We start from the raw sequence: 18429 nt of genomic DNA, 5'->3' as shown, positions 1-18429 counted from the left end.
AATCACCGCATCACCTCCCCATGCTCGGCACGGCGCTCGCGGTCGAAGGGCCGGCGAACATGTCTCCGCCCCAGCGCGCCTCGAACTGCAGCCCGGAGCCCGGGGGCGTGGTCCACAGGATCTCAGCCCGCCCGTTCCCGTCGGTCGTCGCGGAACCGATCTGCTGCGGCGGCCCCGACGCGTTGTAGAAGCGGATCGTCTTGCCCGGAACCGGCTGAGAACCTCCCAACATCTGTCGTTCGAGCGTGGCCCTGAGCCGGATCGAGGTTGCGTTCGGGAGCGCGGCCACGAGCGACGGCTCGAGCCTGAGCTTCGTCGCGATCCCGGCTTCGTCGACGACGCGCACGGCCAGTTCGGCCGTGGACCCGAGGTGGAGCCCATCCCCGTCGAAGGCCGCCCGCACCGTGTTCTGCACCTGCGTGGCCTTGAAGAGCATCGTCGCCTTTCCCGCCGCGTCGGTCTTCGCAGGCGGCTTCTCCTGCCCGTTGACCCAGAAGCGGATCGTCTGGCCCCACCGCGCCTGGTCGGGCGACTTCGAGGAAAGCGTCGCCACCACCTGACGGAACTCGGCGCCGGGGACGTTGAGACCCTGCATGGCAGAAGGTTCCGAGGCGGCCAACGCGAGGGCGGACGGGGCCTTCTTCACGTCGAAGGTGCAGGCCCCGTGGCTGGGCAGGTAGCCGTCGAAGGCGCCGAGGCGGGCGGTGATTGTGTGGGCGCTCAGCGAAAGCAGCGGCGGCACCTCGATCTTACAGACAGACGTCACGCCGAACGCGTCCCCGCCGCAGTTCGCCGCGATGGGCCCGCCATCCAACGTCAGGCGTTTTTCCGTCCAGCCCCAGGTCTGCACGGGCATCCCCCCGGTCTCCATCACGGACACCAAGACGTCGAGCCTCCCGTACAAGGGCGCCGACGCCGGGCAGGTCACCTTGATGGTGAGCTCCTTCCCGCGGCCGGGCGGCCGAGGCACGGGCGTCTGCGCCGGAGCGGCGTTCGGCAGGAGCGACAGGGCGAGGGCGAGGGGCCCGAGCGGGTTTCTGCTCATGCCCCTCAACTCGACATCCGGGGCGCCGGGGGGACACGGGGCGGCTAGGACGTCTCCGCGACCGCCGCCTTCACCGCCGCGATGACCTCGTCCACCTGGGCGTCCGTCATCGCGGGCCAGAGCGGGATCGTGATCGTCGAGTCGCCGATGAGCTCGGCCTTCGGGAACATGCCGCGCGTGAAGCCGAAGCGCTCGGCGTAGTACGACGTGAGGTGGACGGCGCGGTAGTTCACGGCGACGCCGACCCCGCGCGCCTGAATCCCGGCGAGGATCGCGTCGCGGTCCGCCGGCTCGACCCAGATCGTGAAGAGATGCCGCGCCGACGTCGCGCCCGCGGGCACGATCGGGAACGTGATGCCGGGCGCGTCGCGGAACGCCGCCTCGTAACGGCGGCAGATCTCCTCGCGCCGCGCGAGGCGCGCCGCGAGCTTCGGGAGCTGCGGGAGGAGCAGCGACGCCGCGACGTCCGAGAGGTTGTACTTGTAGCCGAGGCGCTCCATGTCCCAGTGCTGGTACTTCCCTGCGTAGCGGTCCGCCGCGTTGCGGGACATCCCGTGCGAGCCGAGCTGGCGGAGCAGGTTTTTCTTCGACGCGTCGCGCGCCGAGACCGCGCCGCCTTCGCCGCACGTGAGGTTCTTCGTCGCGTAGAAGCTGAAGCAGGCGAAGTCCGCGAGCTGTCCGGGCCCGACGCCGTCGCGCCGCCCCTCGACGCAGTGCGCCGCGTCCTCCACGAGGACGAGGGAGTAGCGGTCCGCGATCTTCCGCAGCGCCTTCATGTCCGCGAGGAGGCCGTAGAGGTCCACGGCGACGATCGCCTTCGTCCGCGGCGTGATCGCGGCCTCGACGGCGTCCGGGTCGATGTTCGCGGTCGACGGGTCGACGTCCGCGAACACCGGCGTCCCGCCGGCGTAGAGCACGGCGTTCGCCGAGGAGAGAAACGTCATCGGAGTCGTGACGACCTCGTCGCCGGGGCCGATGCCGGCCGCGAGCATCGCCATGTGAAGCGAGGCGGTCGCGTGAGCCGTGCAGACGACGGCCGGCACTCCGAGGTATTCCTCGAACGCCTTCTCGAACGCGTAGACCTTCTGGCCCGTCGTGAGGAACAGCGAGTCGAGGACGGAGCGGACCGCGTCCTTCTCCTCGTCGCCGAGCGAATGGCGGTAGAAGTCGACGGCCATCAGCGTGCGGCCGGCACCATTCCGGCGAAGGCGTCGAGCGTTTCCTTGACGGCGCGCGGGACGTCGGTCGGGAAGCCCGCCGCCGTGCCCGGCCACTGGGCCACGGCCGGCTGGAAGCCCTGCTGGCGAAGCGTCTCGATGCCCCGGTTCATCGCGTTGATCTCGTTCGGCTCCGCGTCGCGCGAGGACCCGAGGAACAGCTTCGCCCCCCGCAGGCCGGCCGTGTTCGGCGCGGCGCCGGGGTCGAACGGGCCCCCGATGGACCCGATGCCCTCGAACGTCTTCGGCGCCTTCTTCGCGGCGACCGTGAACACCTCGGTGCCGCCTCTCCCGACGCCGACGATCAGGATCGGGAGCTTCGCGTTGCCGGCCTTCTTGCGGGCCGCGTCGATGGCCGCGTCGATCGCCTTCGCGGCGCGGTCCGCCGAGCCCCAGCCGAAGCGCTTCTTCGCCGACCGGCCGGGGCCGCGCGGCGCGGCGACGAAGATGCGGTGAGAGAGCGCGACGTCCGCGAACGGGCCGCTCACGGAGTAGGGGTCCGACTGCTTGTCGTGCACGAGGACGAGGATCGCGAGCGGCTTCTCCTTCGGCATGAGGAAGACGCCTTCCTTCACGACGGCCGCGTCGCCGGCGGCGCGGTTCCGCGCCGCGCCCGCGACGACCGACGGCCACTTCGGCTTGCCGCGCAGCGAGGCGAGGTCCGGGTCCTTCTCGAGCGACGTTCCGTCGTCGAAGCCGGCGGCGAGCGCCTTGTCGAGGTTCGCGAACGCCGCGTCCGCGCGTCCCTTGCGCGCGTCGAGGCACGCGAGGTTGTAGGCGGCGGTCGGCAGCTCGCCGACCTTCCAGGCCTTCTCGAAGAAAATGCGCGCGCGGTCGAGATCGTTCGCGTTGACCGCGGCGAGGCCGAGGCGCTCGAGCTCGAAGGGGTCCTGCTTCTCGCCCTGAACCGCGCGGAGGTCCCCGGCGCTGACGGTCGCGCCCTTCGGCGCTTCGGTCGAGGTCGACACCTGGAACCCGGGCGCGGCCATCGGGGTGGGTTTCTTCGCGGAGGCGCCGGACTGGGCGGCCGCGGCGGACGACAGGAACGACAAGGCCGCAAAAGCGGCGAGGGAGCGCTTCATCCGGCGGATTCTACGGGCGCGAGGGGCCGGGAGGGGACTTCAGCTTCTCGGACCATCCGCGGCGGTACAGCACCCGGCTGGCGCGCCGCAGCACCACGAGGACGCGGCGGTCGTACGGGAACGCGAGCATTCGCGCGAGGAACCGCCCGACGGGCGCGAGAAGCGGCCGGCCGACCGTGATCGCCTCGATGCGCGTCCACTGGCGCAGGCCCTCGACGCCGTGCCGCACGCCGAGACCGCTCTCCTTCCAGCCGCCGAGCGGCGACTCGACGACGAGGTAGTTCACGAGGACGTCGTTCACGATCGCCTGGCCCGTCTGCAGCTTTCGCGCGAAGGCGATCGCGTCGGCCCGCGGGCCGAACACCGTCGCGTTGAGACCCAGGTGCGTGTCGTTCGCGAGGCGGAGCGCCTCCTCGGCTCCCGAGACGCGCATCACGGGCACGAGCGGGCCGAACGTCTCCTCCCGCATGACGGCCATGTCCGGCGTCGCGCCCGCGAGAACGGTCGGCTGGAAGAAGAGACCGGCGCGATCCGCCGCGCGCGCCCCCCCCGTCAGGACGCGCGCGCCCTTCGCCAGGGCGTCCGCGATCTGGCGCTCCGCGACCTCGATCTGTCGCACAAAGGTGACCGCCCCCAGGTCGTGGGTCACCGTGCCGGAGGGATCGGGCGCCATCTGACGCAGCGCGGCGACGCGCGCGGCGAGGAGCGACTCGAAGCGGTCCGCCACCGAGGCGTCCACGAAGATGCGTTCGGTCCGGACGCAGACCTGGCCCGAGTGGACGAAGCTGGACCACGCGGCGGCCTCCGCCGCCCGCTCGACGTCGGCGCCCGCGAGGACGACGAACGGCGACTTGCCGCCCAGCTCGAGGACGCACGGGACGAGCCGCTCGCCGCAGCGCGCCCCGACGCGGCGGCCGGTGGCGACGGAGCCCGTGAACATGACGCCGTCCGCGAGGTCCGCGACGGCGGCGCCCGTTTCGCCCCGGCCCGTCACGACCTGGAAGATGTCGGGAGGATTTCCGGCCCGCCGCCAGAGCTCCGCGAGGAGGACGGACGTCAGCGGCGTCACCTCGGACGGCTTGAGGACGACGGCGTTCCCCGCGAGCAGCGGGGCCACCGCGTCGGCGGCGTTGTTCAGGATCGGGAAGTTCCAGGGGCCGATGACCCCGACGACGCCGAGCGGGCGCCGCACGAGACGCGTCTTCTTCGTCAGGAAAAGGAGAGGGTGCCGCGTCTCCTCCCGGAATGCTCTCGGCGCGAGCCGCGTCATCGCGCGGATCAGCTCGCAGAGGTAGAGGACCTCGATCCCCTCGGCCTCCATCCGGGGCTTGCCGCTTTCTCTCACGAGCGTCTCCGGCACGGCGGGCTCGTCGAGCACGGCGTCGCGCCACCGGCGGATCGCCTCGACGCGCTGCTCGAGGTCCCACGCGGCCCACGCCGGCTGGGCGGCGCGCGCGCGGGCGAACGCTTCCGCGGCGCCGGCGGCCCCGGAGTCCGGGACCTCGCCGACGAGGACGCCCGTCGCGGGAGAGACGACGCGGATCGGGGCAGCGCTCACGGCGGCATCCTACCCGCCGCGGACTGGATCAACCGGAGCGTCGCGGGCCACGTGGACGGCGGCGCCGCGGCGAGCGCCTGGAGGTCGGCGCGGCCGCTCCGCTCCGCGGCCTCGCCCATCCGGGCGGCGGCGCCGGGCGCGTCTCCGGCGTCGCGCGCCGCGAGCGCGAGGACGACGGCGAACTCGGGTTCCATTCCCTTGCGGCGGATCGTTCCGGCGAACGCCTCGAGAGTCTCGGGCCGCCGCGCGAGGCGGTATCCCTCCGCGAGGACGGTGGCCGTCTCCGGGTTCGGCAGCGCCGAAAAGAGGCGCTCACCGAAGTCGAGAGCCCGGTCCGCGCGCCCCATGTCCTGCGCGCGGTTCGCCTGGTCGAGGAGCGCCTCGACGTACGCGAACGACCAGTCCGCCTCGTTCTTCCGGCGGGCGAACGACATCCCGAGGCGCGGCCACCGGAACGGCGCCGTGAGGTGCACGAGCGAGCTCGCGGGCAACGCGGCGGCGACGCCGAAGGCGGGAGCGGGCTCTCCCTTCCAGAGCGCCGCGTCGATCCCGGCGGCGCCTCGGCCGGTGAGGCGCGCCGTGAGGAGCCGCCCTGCGAGCGGGATCGGCGCGAGCGCGGCCTCGCGTGACGCGAAGTACTGCGGGTAGAGGGACGCCGTGCCGTCCGCCGCGCGCCGGAGCGCGAAGTCCGGATAGAGGGCGGCGTCCGCGGGCGCGAGGGGCCGCGGCGCGAGCGTCGCGAACGTCCACGTCGTGAGCGTCGAGGGCTGGAGCGCCGCGAGGCCGTTCACGGCGACTCCGGCCGTGAGCAGCGCCGCGAAGAGGACGCGCGGCGCCGGCGCCACGGCCGCCGCGGCGGCGAGCAATGGAATCGCCGGCAGGAGGAGCCGCGGACCCCATCCGAAGGTCCCGTCCCACGCCCACCACGCGGCGGCGGCGGCGAGCAGCGCCCCGGCGAAGGCGAAGGCGGGCAGCGCGGCGGCGCGGCGCGCCTTCAGGAGACCGAACGCTCCCCACGCCGCGAGAAGGACGAGCGGGAAATAGAAGACGAGGCCCTTGTTCGCTCCGACGAGCAGGCGCCACAGGCCGTCGAGGAGCGGGTGGTCGAAGCGCTCGCCTCCGTAGGACGCGAACGGCCGCCCGAAGCGGACGACCTCGAACGCGAGCCACAGCGCCGCGGGCGGCGCGAATCCCGCGCAGGCGGCGAGGAGCCGCCGCGGGCGGCCCGCCCTTGGAGCCCACAGGGCGGCGAGAACCGCGGGAAAGAGAATCACGAGGAGACTCTTCGAAAGAAGAGCGAATCCGGCGAGAAACCCCGCGAGGGCGGCGCGGAGAAGCGCGCGTCGCGGGGCGGTCTCCTCCGCGGTCTCCTTCACGGCCCACGCCGCAGCGGCAAAAGCCCCGCCGCAGAGCGCGGCCTGGAGCGGCTCGGAGAAGTCGAGCGCGACGTACGCCCAGAGCGGCGAAGAGAGAGCGGTCGCGAGGGCGGCGCCCGCCACGGCTCTCTCCCCCCCACCCCACGCGCGCGCGAGAAGGCCCGCGGCGAGCGCCGCGAGCAGGACGAGCAGGATCTGCAGGAGGACGAAGAGGGTCTGCGACGTCCCGGTCCCGAACGCCTTCTCGAATCCCGGCGCGAGGAGCGCGGGGACCAAGAGGACGAGCGACGCGCCCATCCCGTAACGCGAAACGGCGTCCCCGCCGGGCCGGGCGACGTCGACGGCGCTCCCGCGCGCGATCCCGATCTCCCCGAGCGTCGCGATCGACACGGCGGTGCGGAGCATCGTCCTCCCGTCCGCCATGAGGCCGTAGACGCGCTCGTCCGCGGTGAGCGCGAGGACGGCGCCCGCGAGGAGCAGCGCGGCGGCGAGAGGGCGCCGGATCTTCACGGCGTCTTCGGCGCGAGAAACGAGGCCGGATACTGGATCTTCCGCAGCGTCGCGGGCCACGCGGCGAGCGGCGCGGCCGCGAGCCGGGCGTACTCGGGCTTCGGCCTCGCAGCGAGAACCTGCCCGAGGATCTTGCGCGCTCCCGCCTCGTTGCCCGTGTCGCGCGTCGCGAGCGCGAGCACCATCCCGAATTCGGGCGTGGCCTTCTGCGCGGGCGGAAGCGATCCGACGAAGTCCGCGAGGGTCTCGCGGCGCCCCGCGATCCGGTACGCCTCCGCGAGCGTCGCGGCGGTCTGCGCCCCCGGCACGCGCCGGTAGAGCTCCTCGGCGAATGCGACGGCGCGGTCGCCGCGTTCCATGTCCTGCGCGCGCAGCGCCTGGTCGTAGAGGCAGTCGATCCACGCGAGGACCGTGTCCGTCTGGGCGGACGCGCGGGAGAGCGACATCCCGAGGTGCGGCCAGCGGAACGGCGACGTGAGGAACTGGAGAGCGCTGGCCGGAATCGCCTGCTCGGGCGGGAGACCGGCCTCCTGCCCGGGAAGGTCCGTGCGCCAGGGCGGCGTCTTCAGGGCGGCGAGAACGTCCCCGCCCGCGAGGCGCCGCGCGAGAAGCCAGGCGTTCACGGTGAGCGGCGAGAGCGCGGCGTGGTTCGCGACGTCGTGGACCGGGAGCAGCCGCACGACGCCCGCGGTGTCCGTCTCCAGGGCGAAGGACGGGAACGCGCGCTGCTCCGCCTCGGAGAGCACGCGCGGCTTGACCGTCGCGTAGTACCAGGTGAGGACCGCGTCGGGCTGCAGCGCGCCGAGCGCGTTCACGGCGACGCCGAGCGCGAAGAGCGCGGCGAACGCCGCGGCGGGAAGAGCCGGGGCCGCGAGAGCCGCCGCCGCCGCGAGGAGCGGAACGAGCGGAACGAGGAGCCGGGGGCCCCAGCCCGCCGTGCCGTCCCACGACCACCATGCCGCCGTCGTGAGGAGCACGAACGCCGAGAACCCCGCGAGCGCGAACCCGAGGACGCGGCGGGTCCGCGCGAGGCGGACGAAGCCCCAGACGCCGAGGAGCGCGAGCGGGAAGTAGACGAAGAGGCCCTTGTTCGGCCCGACCGTCAGCCGCCAGAGGCCGTCCAGCGGCGGATGGCTGAAGCGCTCCCCGCCGTACGAGGCGAACGGCGCTCCGAAGCGCACGATCTCGAGCGCGAGCCAGAGCGCGCCGAGCGGCGCGGCTCCGGCGAGAAACGCGAGAGCCCGCCTCAGCCGCGCTCCCTTCCCGGACTCGAGGACGACGACGAGGAAGACGACCGGCGGCAGCACGATGAAGATCGATTTCGAGAGCAGCGCGAACCCGGCGAGAGCGCCGGCGCCGGCCGCGAGAAGCGCCGGGCGCCGCGCGCCCGGCGCGCCCGCGAGCGCCGCGCACGCGAAGGCGCCGCCGACGCACGCGGCCTGGAGCGGCTCGGACCAGTCCGACGACGCGTACGCCCACAGGGGCGACGCGAGCGATGCGGCGAGCGCCGCGCGGCGGACGGCCCTCGCGTCCGCGCCGCACGCACGGGCCAGGAGTCCGGCCGAGAGGGCGGCGAGCAGGACGAGGAGAATCTGCTCGAGGACGAAGAGCGTCTGCGAGGCGCCAAGCCCGAACGCGTTCTCGAACGGGCCGCCGAGCGCGGCCACCGGCAGACGCACGAGCGACGGCCCCATCCCGTAGCGCGTCACCGCGTCGCCCGCCGGCTGGACGATGTCCACCGGATGGCCCTTCGCGATCCCGATCTCTCCGAGCGCCGCCATCGCGTACGCCGTGCGGGTCATGATCTGGCCGTCTGTGACGAGGCCGAACACGCGCTCGTCCGTCGTGACGGCGAGGACGAGGGCGGCGACGCCGAGGGCGAAGGCGAGCGGGCGGCGGGACGAGAGAGGTCCCCGCGGCGACGGCCGCGCCTCCGGCTTCAAATCGAGACCTGAATCGGGAGGATCACCGTCTGGAGCCCCTCGAACTGGAGGCGCCGCTGGACGGCGAACGGCGTCTGGTTGTGGAGCAGCCGGTTCGCGAGGTTCTCGTTCGGGAAGATGAGCTTCGACGCGAAGAAGACGGGCCGGTCGTACTGCTCCTTGACGCTCTTGCAGAGCGCGACGATCTCATCGAGGAGGTCGATCCCGATCGCGTGGTGCCGCTCGGCGTGCATGCCGAGCCCGCGCGCGAACTCGACGTACTTGTCGAGGTCCCGCTCCGTCTCGAGGCGGAGGTTCTCCATCTCGTCCGTGCCCTTGAACTTCGCCGAGTCGACGACGCCGACGGAGAGAAAGACGGCGTTGCGGTAGTAACGCGGCCAGTACTTCTGGACCTGGAGCAGCGAGTGGATGCCGAGGCCGTTGAAGCCCGACACGAGGAAGACCGCCGTCGGCGCCCCGCGTTCCGGCGCCGGCACGGCGGCGCCGGGCGCCGTCTTCGGCGTCGGGAGCGTCGTGAGGACGTCGTCGGCGCGCTTCATGAGGAGGCTCACCGAGCCGTAGTGCTTCTTGACGGCGATGCAGAGCGCGACGAGCGCGCCCGTGATCACGACCGTCATCCACGCGCCCTCGCGGAATTTCAGGGCCGTCGACACGATGAGGATCGTCACCGAGATGGCGAGCCCCGCGCCGTTCACGGCGAAACGGCGGACCCACGTGCGATCCGTCTTCCGCACCTGCCACCAGTGCACGCACATCCCGAGCTGGGACAGCGTGAACGTCAGGAAGACGTTGATCGAGTACATCAGGACGAGGATGTGGATCGAGCCGCGCGCATACACCAGCATCGCGATCGCGGCCGCGCCCATGAGGATCACGCCGTTCTGCGTCACGAGCCGCTCGGAGAGCAGGCTGAAGCGGTGCGGCACCCACGAGTCGATCGCCATGTTCGCGAGGACGCGCGGGCCCGCCAGGAAGCTCGACTGCGCCGCGACGAAGAGGAGGAGGCCTTCCGAGACGAGAAGGACCAGGACGAACGCGGCCGAGACGCCGCCGTTCCCGAACAGCTCGCGCGAGAGGATCTGGTAGAGCGACGCGTTCAGCGTCACGCCTTCGGCCTTCCGCACGTTCGCGAGGAGGTAGCAGAGGATCAGCCCTCCCGCCATGAACGAGAGGGAGATCGCCATGTAGGCCATCGTGCGCTTGCCGGTCTTCACGCGCGGCTCGCGCAGGATCTGGAGCCCGTTCGAGACCGCCTCGATGCCGGTGTACGTGCCGCCGCCGAGGGAGAACGCCTTGAGGAGCAGCATGATCGTCCCCCACGCACCGAGCTCGGCCCAGGTGGACCGCGTCTCGTGGGCCGTCTGGGCGACGAGCTCGGGGACCGCGCCGACGTGGCGGAACATCCCGAAGAGCAGGATCCCGACGTGCGACAGCAGGAACGCGAGAAAGATCGGGAGCAGCACCTGGATCGACTCGCGGACGCCGCGGAGGTTCAGGACCACGAGGACGACGACGGAGAGGCACGCGTACGCGAGCTGGCGCGACGGGGAGATCTCGCCGAAGAACGAGGAGAGTGCGGCGACGCCCGCCACGCAGGACGTCGAGATCGTGAGGACGTAGTCGATGAGGAGAGCGGCGCCGGAAACGAGCCCGGCCGTCTCGCCGAGAAGATGGGTCGCGACGAGGTAGCCGCCGCCTCCCGACGGGAAGAGCTCGATGAGCTGTGCGTAGGACGCCGAGATCAGGATGACCGTGAGCGCGGTCGCCACGGCGAGGAAGACCGCGAGGTGGGTGTGCGTCCCGAGCGCGAGGAACGCCTCTTCCGGGCCGTACGCCGAGGACGACAACCCGTCCGCCCCGAGGCCCACCCACGCGAGGAACGCCACGAGGGAGAGCTGGTGAAATACCTGCGGATCGAGGGGGTCCCGGCTCTTGCCGAGAAAGATCCGTTTGGTCAGCTCCCGAACAGGCACGACTCGATCGAGTATACGCGGGCGTTCCGGGAGGCCGCGGACGCTACAATGAAGTCTGGATGGCCGCGCCCCCGGGAAAATTCGGCGATCACCTCACCGACGTCTACTTCGCCGACCTCAAGCTCCCCCACGCCGTGAGCGCGGGGGTTGCCGCGTGCGGGTTCGTCCGCGCGACCCCCGTGCAGGCCGCGACGCTGCCCCTCCTCCTCGCCGGCAAGGACGTCGCCGCCCAGGCGCAGACGGGCACGGGCAAGACGGCGGCCTTCCTGATCGGAATCTTCACGCGCCTCGCGCGCACGAAACGCCCGAAGCCCTCGCCGTACCCGCGCGCCCTCGCGGTCGCGCCCACGCGGGAGCTCGCCATCCAGATCCAGGAGGACGCAAAGGCCCTCGGCCACTTCCTCAAGCCGAGGATCGTCACCGTCTTCGGCGGCATCGACTACGTCAAGCAGCGCGACCAGCTCAAGGCGGGCTGCGACCTCCTGATCGGGACGCCCGGCCGCCTCCTCGATTACGAGCAGCAGGGCGCGACGTCCTTCGGCGAGGTGGAGTCCCTCGTGATCGACGAGGCCGACCGCCTCTTCGACCTCGGCTTCATCCGCGACCTCCGGCGCATCCTCCGCCGCTGCCCGCCGCCCGGGAAGCGCCACTCGATGATGTTCTCGGCGACGCTCTCGCTACGCGTGATGGAGCTCGCCTACGAGCACATGAACGACGCCGTGAAGGTCGAGATCCGGCCGGAGCAGGTCACCGCCGACCGCGTCACGCAGGCGCTCTACCACGTGTCGCAGCGCGAGAAGATGCCGCTCCTCCTCGGCATCCTCCGCCGCGAAGCCGCCGCGGCCCCGCGCGGAGAGCCTCTCCGGACGCTTCTCTTCGTGAACACGAAGCGGTTCGCCGAGCGCCTCGTCGGGACGCTCGAGCGGCACGGCTGGAAGATCGGCGCGCTGACCGGCGACATCCCGCAGGCGCGGCGGATGAAGATCCTCGCGGACTTCAAGAACGGAACGCTCCCGCTCCTCGTCGCGACGGACGTCGCCTCGCGCGGCCTCCACATCGAGGGCGTCACGCACGTCGTCAACGTGGACCTTCCGCAGGATCCCGAGGACTACGTCCACCGCATCGGCCGCACGGCTCGCGCGGGCCGGACGGGCAAGGCGATCTCGCTCGCGGACGAGGATTACGTGTTTTCGCTCGACGCGATCCAGAAGCTCATCGGGATGAAGATCCCGGTGGAGTTCGCGGACGACAAGCTCTTCGCGCCGCCCGGCGCGACGCCGAAGGTCGAGAAGACCGAGAGACTTACAGCGCCTTCGGCGCCGACGGCAGAGAAGACGGCGCCTGCGGCGCCGCGGATTCCTTTGAAGGTGGAAGAGAAGATCGCGCCTCCGGCGCCGAAGATTTCTCTGAACGTTGAAGAGGCCGCGGCAGCGCTGGAGCCGGAACCCATCACGCCACGCGTGCCGGTCGCGCCCGCCCCACCCACATTCAAAGAAATCCCCTCTTCCGTCCCCTCTTCTCCGAATCCCTCTCCGGTCTCTTCACTCGAAGAAATCTCTTCTCTTTCTCTCATCACCGCGGACTTCTGGACGCGTGAGGCATTCGGTCTCGACGCGCCCGAGGGCGGGTTCGGCGAGGACCTTCCCGAGCTGCCGCCTGCGGGCTCCCCCGCCGGCGCGCCGGCGAAGCGCCGCCGGCGGCGGCGCGGGCGGCGCGTCGCGCCGCGCGCGGAGGCGGCCGCTCCGGCCTGACGACCATGCCGTATGCGGGCGTGAACGGGCGCCGCTTTTACTACGAGGTCGGCGGCGAGGGCGAAACGGTCGTGCTCCTGCACGGATCGTTCGCGAACGCGGACCTCCTCGAGGCGCCCGCGACCGCGATCTCGTCGGGCTTCCGCGCGATCCGCTACGACCGCCGCGGTCACGGCCGCTCCGGCGAGGCGCCCGACCCGCTCCCGCTCGCCGAAGAAGCCGCCGAGCTCGCCGCGTTCCTCGACTGGCTCTCGACGGAGAAGACGCACGTCCTCGCCCACGACGACGGCGCCGAGATCGCCCTCCAGTTCGCGCTCGACTTCCCGGAGCGCACGCTCTCGCTCGCCCTCCTCGCGCCGACGCTCGAGGGGTTCGCATGGCGGGACGAAACGCGCGCGGCGCGGCGCGATCTCCTGGCCGCCTACGCGCGAAACCCGCAGCACGCGATCGCGGAGAAGTGGCTGCCGTCGCGCATCTTCGACGTCGCGCGCGAGCACGAGACCCCGTTCGAGCGCCTTGAGGCGATCTACGCGAATCCGCGCGTCGCCGGCGGCTCGCTCGAGCGTCCGCCGCACGCGGGCCCCGTCCAGGCCCAGCGGCTCGGCGAGATCCGCGTCCGCACGGCAGTCCTCGTCGGGAACCGCGAAGACGCCGAACGCCTCCGCTGCGCGGCCGCGATCGTCCAGGGCGTCCCGGGCGCCGAGGGGACGACGTTCGAGGGCCTCGGGCGCTTCCTCCACATGGAGGACGCGCGCCACGTCATGCGGCGGCTGACCGACTTCTACATCCCGCCGGAAGAGTGAACGCCTAGAGGATGCTCTTCAGGAATTCCTTGTTCGTCTTCGTCTTCCCGAGCTTGGAGAGCAGAAGCTCCATCGCGTCCTGGGGCTTGACGGACGAGAGGGCGCGCCGGAGCTTGTGGATCTTTGGGAGCTCGTCCGCGTCGTAGAGCTTCTCTTCCTTGCGCGTGCCGGACGCCGGGATGTTGATGCACGGGAAGATCCGGCGTTCGAAGAGCCCGCGGTCGAGGATGATCTCGCTGTTCCCGGTGCCCTTGAACTCCTCGAAGATGACGTCGTCCATGCGGCTGCCCGTGTCGATGAGACACGTCGCGATGATCGTCAGCGAGCCGCCGTCCTCGTGGTTGCGCGCGCCGCCGAAGAAGCGCCGGGGCTTCTCCATCGTGCGGGCGTCCATGCCGCCCGAGAGGATGCGGCCGCTGCCGCGCTGCTCGTTGTTGTAGGCGCGGCTCATGCGCGTGATCGAGTCGCAGAAGATCACGACGTCCTTGCCGATCTCGACGAGGCGCTTGGCCCTCTCGAAGCAGGCCTCGGACACGGCGATGTGATGCGCCGCGTTGAGGTCGCTCGGCGACGCGATGACCTCGCCCGTGATGGACCGCTGCATGTCCGTCACTTCCTCGGGCCGCTCGTCGACGAGGAGCATGAAGATGACGACGTCCGGGTTGTTCGTCGCAATGGCGTTCGCCATCGTCTTCAGGAGAAACGTCTTGCCGGCCTTCGGCGGCGCGACGATCAGGCAGCGCTGGCCGCGCCCGATCGGCGCGACGAGGTCGAGGACGCGGCCCGAGACCTCGTCGGCCGTCGTCTCCATGCGCAGACGCCGGTCGGGGTCGACCGAGACGCCCTTGTGGAACTGGACGTACTTGCCGCGGTACTCCGTCGGCTCGAGGCCCTCGATCGCGAGGATCTTCTGGACCATCGGGCCCTTGCCGCCCCGCTGAACCGCCTCGGCCTCGACCAGGAGGCCGTCCTCGAGGTCCTCGGACTCGACGAGGAACTTCGGGAGGAACGGGTCGCCCCGTTCGCCGAAGAAGGACTCGGCGGACACGAGCATGCCGGAGTGGTCGCCGTGCAGGCGGACGATCCCCTTGACGTTGACCTTCGCCTGACTGCTCGCAGGGCCCGCGGCAGGCGCGTCCACTCGAGGGGTCGCATACCGCCCTCGCGCCTCGGGAGCGGGTTCGTTCGCAGGGGCCGCGGCGCCCTCGCCGCCCGCGCCCGGAACTGCCGGGCCGCGTCCCCGCCCGCGCCGGCGGCGCCGGCGGCGGCGGCGGCGGAACGGGTCGAAGGAGCCGGGTGCTCCGCCTTCCCCGGCGGTGGCGCCTTCGCCGCCCTCCGGACCCTCGGGACCGTCGCCCGCTTCGTCGCCGGCGTCGGACTCGAAGTCGCCCTCGGGCTCGCCGCCCCGCGCTTCGCCCTCCGGCGCCGCCACGACGCGCTCCTTGGGTTCGTTTTCGCTCAACCTGTCCTCCGGGGTTGGCCCTTTCAGGAGCCAACGGCCTTCCTGACCTGCGGTCGAGGCCCGCGTCGCCTGGGCGGCGCACGGGATCCCGGATCGTCAGGTCCTGCGTTGCCGGGCGGCGGCGGGATTGGACCCGGCCCTTCGGCTCCGCATCCGGAGCCCGTTGGCTCACCGGATCGAGGCCGCCCTGCGACGACATTTCAGATGCTACGCCCATTTGGAAGCGCCCGTCAATCGCCCTCTGGACCCGACGATTCGGGCGGAACGGGTCGTGCATCCGTCGCCCTTACAATGCGCGCCGTGACAATTCCGCACCCCCTCCCCCGTCCGTCCCGTTTCCTCCGCCTCCTGCCCGCCGCTCTCCTCGCGGCCTCGCTCGGAGCGCACGCGCAAACCCCGACGCCGACGCCCACGCCGACGCCGACGCCGACGCCCGGGGTCATCTCGCTCACCGCAAACTCCAACCTGTACGCCTTCCCGAACGCCCCCAACATCGACGGGGCCAACGTCTCGCTCGATCCCGACGGCTCGGTCTGGAGCGTTTCGGCAGCCGACAACAAGATCTCGAAGCTGCTGCCCGACCGGACGACCGTCACGCGCTGGACGTTCGCGGCCGACACGGCGCCGAGCTCGCTCCTGAAGGACAGCGACGGGACGTTCTGGATCACCGAGCTGGGCGGTTTCAACGTCGGGCACTTCAACCCGGCGGACGGCACGCTGACCTCGTGGCCCGACGTCTACCGGCGGCCGACGGCGCTCGCGAAGCGTCCGGACGGAAAGTTCTGGCTGCCCGAAACGGGCGGCTACATGGCGGTGTTCGATCCCGCCGCGCCGTCCTTCACGTACTGGGTCACTCCGGGCATGTTCTACCTCTCGTACCCGTGGGTCGACGACGACGGGTCCGTCTGGGCGTGCGACTTCATCTACAACTCGATCGCTCACTGGGCGCCGGACATGTCGACGGCGCGAGTCTGGCCTCTTCCCATCGACATCTACGTCAGCGCTCCCTCGAAGATCGTCCGGCTCGGTGGAAAGCTCTGGATCTCGATGTACTTCTCCTCGCAGATCGCACGGTTCGACGAGACGACCGGCCAGATCGACTTCTTCGACACCGGCGCGGGCACGAACCCCTACGACCTGCACGGGTACCGGGGGCGGATCCTCTACTCGGACCAGGCCGGCCAGATCGGGTTCCTCGACCCGGCCGGCTCGGTGCCGGTCACCGCGACGCTCACGCCCACGGACGTGACACCCACCATCCAGGCTGTCTATCTGACCGGGGCCGGCGTTTCCACTCTGTCCTCCGTCGACGATCCCGTCGCCACGACGTTCCTCGGCAGCATTGCGGGCGTGCAGGGCGCCGACGGCGGCATCCTCTCGCCTGCCAACGGCAGCGCCGTCTGGGGAATGGTCGTCGACGAGAAACGGGCCCGCATCTACTTCGGGACGGCGGCTGGCGTCGGGGCGCTCTCGGCGCCACCCTATGTCCAGGCGGACGAGCTGTACTTCCCGGTCGCCGCGGCAGGGAGCCCGGCGGCCGGCACGACCACGCAGATCGTGACGTGGAATCGCGGGACGCCCGACAGCACGGGCGCGACGAAGACGCTCAACCAGGTCGAGCGGCTCCTCCCCGAAGGGTGGATCGCCGGCTGGGCCCCCGCGGCGCAACAGGCGGTGGACGCCGGAAAGCTCCTCGTCCAGTCCGACGTCGTCGGGACGGACATGAACTCCCCCGGGGCGTTCGGTTCGATCCGCACCGTCTCGGACCAGGGGGCGGACACCTTCGCGTGGTCGCGGATTTCCGTGCCCACCGCAGGCGGCGGGACGCTCGGCGCCGCGACGAACGCGGTCCTCGGGACCGCGGCGATCGCCGCAGGCGACTCGGGCTTCGTCTTCACGCCCGCGGACGCGAGCTTCAAGACGCACGCCGGCATCCTGATCGTCCAGGACGCGACCGGCACGGTCTCCATCGTCGACGCCGCCGGACAGACGCGCGTGACCTTCCCGTTCGACTGGCCCTCCGGCTTCCGCGTCCAGGGCTCGACGATCTTCGACGTCTTCGGCGTCCCCGCGCTGCCCTCGGCGCGGATCGTCTGCTCCGTCACGACCGGCAGCGTGCTGCTCTTCGGGACGGCCTACGACCCGGTCAGCGGCGACGCCGTGCGGCTCGAGCCGTTCCGCTCGGGCGACGTCGGGCTCTGGCCCGTCCTGCCCGGGTTCGTGCGCGGAGGCGGGGTCGCGGGCACGCTCCAGGTCTTCAATCCCGGCACCACGTCCGCGCATGTGAACCTCTCGTTCCGCGCCGCGCAGGTGGCCGGGGCGCCCGCGGCTCCCGGCCAGACGATCGGCAGCGTGACCGTGCCGGCGGGCGCCGTCGTGTCCGTCGATCTCGGCGCGGGCGCCGCGGCGCAGGGCGCCCTCGACCTCTCGTCGGACCAGAACGTCGCGGCGTTCGCGACCTACCGGCGTCCGATCGCGGGTGGAGGTACGGCGGGGTACGGCGTGGCCGCGCAGTCGCTCGGAGCCGCGATTCCCGCGGGCTCCCGCGGCGTCTTCGTGTCTTCGACCGTGAACGACGCGTTCACGTCGACCCTTCAGCTCGTGAACGCGGGATTTGAGCCGGCCGTCGTCACCGTGGCCTTCACGGGAGCGGACGGCGCGGCCGTCGGAAGCGCGCAGACCGTCTCGCTCCCCGCGCAGGCCGTCGTCAACCTTCCCGCGTGGCCGGCCGGAGAGACGACCGACATGGGGCGCGTGGACGTCACGCCGGCGGACGGTGGCCCGTCCGTCTTCGCCATCCTCGCGCGACGCGATCGCGTGAGCCAGGACACCGACGCGATTTCGCCCTTCGTGGTACCCAAGTAACCGCGAGGAGGGCTGCTCCATGACGCGACGTGGAATTCGTGCGGCGGCCGCCGGGGCCGCCGCGGTTCTGGCCGCATTCGGGGGCGCGCCCGCAGCCGCCGAGGACGCGCCGGGCGTCGCGACGACGGTCGGCAACCACTTCGTCCAGACGTCGACGCCGCTCACGAACGAGAAGGGCGCGTTCGAGGCGTACATCACGCACCGTTTCAACCAGAACGTGAAGGACGCCGGCGGCGGCAGCCTCTTCGGCCTCGACTCGGGCGCGTCCACCGGCATCGGGATCGAGTACGTGCCCGTGAAGAACCTCGCCGTGCAGGTCTACCGCGTGAACAACTACGCGGACTACGAGTTCGCGCTCAAGGCGACGGTCCTTCGGCCGACCGCGAAGCTCCCGCTCGCCGTCGGCCTGCGCGGCGGCCTCGACTGGCGGACGGCGTCCTACGCGCCGAAGGAGACGAGCTGGTTCGGGCAGGCGATCGTCTCGTACACGATCGCCGACCGCGTGACCCTCGCGGCCGCGCCCGCCTGGGTCGAGAACACGCAGTTCCAGAAGGACGTCTGGAACGTGCCCGTCATCGTGCAGGTCAAGGTCACGAAGACGATCGCGCTCATGGGCGAGTACGTCCCGAAGAAGGACTACGTGCCGGACTCGGTCGGCCAGTGGTCCGTCGCGATCGAGAAGCAGGTCTTCAACCACCGCTTCGCGCTCTGGATGGGCAACTCGCAGCCGACGACGATGGACCAGATGATCGGCGGCGACTACAACGGCGGCGTGACAGACAACAACGTGAAGATCGGCTTCAGCCTGAGCCGGGCGTGGGACCTGTTCCCGGCGGCGAAGTGA

12 protein-coding genes are annotated in these 18429 nt (G+C 71.5%); 4 read left to right on the top strand and 8 right to left on the bottom strand.

The window, feature by feature from the left end:
* Positions 1-10: 10 nt before the first annotated feature.
* From IPL89_13855 to IPL89_13825, 7 genes are read right to left on the bottom strand one after another with little or no spacing between them, the layout of a single operon-like run.
* A complete protein-coding gene (locus IPL89_13855; protein ID MBK9064257.1) occupies positions 11-1045 on the bottom strand; it encodes a hypothetical protein in 1035 nt (344 codons plus the stop codon).
* A 44-nt stretch (positions 1046-1089) separates the two neighbouring features.
* Positions 1090-2223 (bottom strand): DegT/DnrJ/EryC1/StrS aminotransferase family protein, encoded by a 1134-nt coding sequence (locus IPL89_13850; protein ID MBK9064256.1) that lies wholly within the window; start codon positions 2221-2223, stop codon positions 1090-1092.
* Positions 2223-3344 (bottom strand): hypothetical protein, encoded by a 1122-nt coding sequence (locus IPL89_13845; protein ID MBK9064255.1) that lies wholly within the window; start codon positions 3342-3344, stop codon positions 2223-2225. Before IPL89_13845 ends, IPL89_13850 begins: the two co-directional genes overlap by 1 nt.
* Before the next feature lie 10 nt (positions 3345-3354).
* Positions 3355-4902 (bottom strand): aldehyde dehydrogenase family protein, encoded by a 1548-nt coding sequence (locus IPL89_13840; GenBank protein ID MBK9064254.1) that lies wholly within the window; start codon positions 4900-4902, stop codon positions 3355-3357.
* Positions 4899-6788, bottom strand: coding sequence for a hypothetical protein (locus IPL89_13835; protein ID MBK9064253.1), 1890 nt, complete (start codon positions 6786-6788; stop codon positions 4899-4901). The genes IPL89_13840 and IPL89_13835 overlap by 4 nt, the downstream gene beginning before the upstream one ends.
* A complete protein-coding gene (locus IPL89_13830; protein MBK9064252.1) occupies positions 6785-8731 on the bottom strand; it encodes a hypothetical protein in 1947 nt (648 codons plus the stop codon). Before IPL89_13830 ends, IPL89_13835 begins: the two co-directional genes overlap by 4 nt.
* Entirely contained in the window at positions 8728-10719 is a 1992-nt protein-coding gene (locus tag IPL89_13825) for an APC family permease (GenBank protein MBK9064251.1), read from the bottom strand. Before IPL89_13825 ends, IPL89_13830 begins: the two co-directional genes overlap by 4 nt.
* Positions 10720-10763: 44 nt before the next feature.
* On the opposite strand from IPL89_13825, the gene IPL89_13820 reads away from it, so the two are divergent.
* Both IPL89_13820 and IPL89_13815 read left to right on the top strand, forming a co-directional pair.
* Complete coding sequence (locus IPL89_13820; GenBank protein MBK9064250.1) at positions 10764-12455, top strand: DEAD/DEAH box helicase; 1692 nt, start codon at positions 10764-10766, stop codon at positions 12453-12455.
* A 20-nt stretch (positions 12456-12475) separates the two neighbouring features.
* Positions 12476-13258, top strand: a complete 783-nt coding sequence (locus IPL89_13815; GenBank protein MBK9064249.1) for an alpha/beta hydrolase — start codon at positions 12476-12478, stop codon at positions 13256-13258.
* Positions 13259-13262: 4 nt separating this feature from the next.
* Here IPL89_13815 and rho read toward each other — a convergent pair whose 3' ends face one another.
* Entirely contained in the window at positions 13263-14690 is a 1428-nt protein-coding gene (gene rho / locus IPL89_13810; protein ID MBK9064248.1) for a transcription termination factor Rho, read from the bottom strand.
* Positions 14691-15020: 330 nt separating this feature from the next.
* Between rho and IPL89_13805 the strand changes: the two genes are divergently transcribed.
* Positions 15021-17585 (top strand): hypothetical protein, encoded by a 2565-nt coding sequence (locus tag IPL89_13805; GenBank protein ID MBK9064247.1) that lies wholly within the window; start codon positions 15021-15023, stop codon positions 17583-17585.
* 19 nt (positions 17586-17604) lie between these two features.
* A complete protein-coding gene (locus tag IPL89_13800) occupies positions 17605-18429 on the top strand; it encodes a hypothetical protein (protein ID MBK9064246.1) in 825 nt (274 codons plus the stop codon).

Source organism: Acidobacteriota bacterium, assembly GCA_016716715.1.
Lineage (GTDB): Bacteria > Acidobacteriota > Thermoanaerobaculia > UBA5066 > UBA5066 > Fen-183.
The sequence above is the reverse complement of the archived record's forward strand: the minus strand, read 5'-3'. Positions and strand labels throughout refer to the sequence as shown.